This is a genomic window from Candidatus Frankia nodulisporulans, assembly GCF_902806475.1.
In the GTDB taxonomy this organism is placed as follows: Bacteria; Actinomycetota; Actinomycetes; order Frankiales; family Frankiaceae; genus Frankia; species Frankia umida.
The window spans coordinates 1-1,590 of sequence record NZ_CADCWS010000457.1 but is presented as its reverse complement, the minus strand read 5'-3'; the positions used below and the strand labels follow the sequence as shown (position 1 = coordinate 1,590).

General features: G+C 72.8%; 2 protein-coding genes. One reads left to right on the top strand and one right to left on the bottom strand.

Annotated features, from left to right (window positions below; all coding sequences use genetic code 11):
- A partial coding sequence (gene der / locus G6R24_RS20765) for a ribosome biogenesis GTPase Der (protein WP_163550811.1) occupies nt 1-1,003 on the top strand: 1,003 nt, incomplete at its 5' end.
- Nucleotides 1,004-1,058: 55 nt separating this feature from the next.
- On the opposite strand, the gene G6R24_RS20760 is transcribed toward der, so the two are convergent.
- Nucleotides 1,059-1,590 (bottom strand): class F sortase (locus G6R24_RS20760; protein WP_163550810.1); only part of this gene is annotated, 532 nt, incomplete at its 5' end.

The window sequence follows — 1,590 nt, the reverse complement described above, 5'->3', positions numbered from 1 at the left end:
GCACCGCAGCGGGCTGCCCGTCATCCTGGTCGCGAACAAGGTCGACGACCTGCGGTTCGAGGCGGACGCGGCGGCGCTGTGGAGCCTGGGGCTCGGTGAGCCCCACCCGGTGTCCGCCCTGCACGGCCGGGGCAGCGGCGACCTGCTCGACGCCGTGCTCGCCGCGCTGCCCGAGGCGCCCCGCGAGGTGTTCACCGAGACCACCGGTCCGCGCCGGGTCGCCCTGATCGGACGGCCGAACGTCGGCAAGTCCAGCCTGCTCAACAAGATCGCCGGTAGTCGGCGTTCGCTGGTGCACGACGTCGCCGGCACCACCCGCGATCCGGTCGACGAACTCGTCACCGTCGGTGGCGAGGAGTGGCTGTTCATCGACACCGCCGGGCTGCGTCGCCGGGTACGCGAGGCCTCCGGCGCCGAGTACTACTCGTCGCTGCGCACCGCCTCCGCGCTGGAGGCGGCCGAGGTCGCGATCGTCCTGCTCGACGCCGGCGAGCCGCTCAGCGAGCAGGACCAGCGGGTCATCACGATGGTCGTCGAGGCCGGACGCGCGCTGGTGATCGCCTGGAACAAGTGGGACCTCGTCGACGAGGACCGTCGGGTCACCCTGGAACGTGAGGTCGTGCGCGACCTCGGCCGGGTGGGCTGGGCGCCGCGGGTGAACGTCTCCGCCCGCACCGGGCGCGCCACCGACCGGCTGGCTCCCGCCCTGCGCACCGCCCTGGAGTCCTGGGGGACCCGTATCCCCACCGGCAGGCTCAACACCTGGCTCGGCGAGGTCGTCGGCGCCACCCCGCCGCCCGCCCGTGGCGGTCGGGTGCCGAAGATCCTGTTCGCCACCCAGGCCGGCGTGCGTCCCCCACGCTTCGTCGTGTTCACCACCGGTTTCCTCGAGCCGACCTACCGCCGTTTCCTCGAGCGCCGGCTCCGTGAGGACTTCGGCTTCGCCGGCTCACCCATCTCCATCTCGGTCCGCGAGCGCGGCGACCGCCGCCGTCCCAGCTAAGCCACAGGCCCGTGGCGAGGTGTCCTTCGCGCCTGCTCGGCCACGGGCCGTCGCGCTATCCCGGGGAGGACGTCGCAGCCGCGGCGACGGTGGGCGTGACGCGTGGAGCGGGCGGCACCGGCGCCGCCGCGGCGCTCGTGGTCGGGCTGGGCGCTGGCAGAGTGGTGTCGGCGTGGGCGTAGACGATCAGGTTGCTCAGGTAGTGACGGGTCTGGAAGTCGAACGCCCCACCGCAGGTGATCAGTCGTAGCTCGGGGCGGGTCACCGGGCCGTAGACGCGTTCGGTCGGGAACGTCGACTTGGTGGCCTCCTCGGAGCGGTCGACCAGGAAGGTCTGACTGAGACCGGACGCTCCCACGACCACCACCTTGTCTCCGGGGACAAGCTGGTTGAGCCGGTAGAACACCGCCGGTCCCGACGTCGAGTCGTAGTGGCCGACCAGGACCGACGGGCCGATGCCGCCCGGTGCGGGTCCCCGGTCGTACCAGCCCACGTCCCCCCACGAGGTGGGCACGGCGATGGTGCCGTCCGCGGCGAGGCCGAGATGGACGACCGGTGCGTCGACGCTCAGCCGGGGGATACGCAGC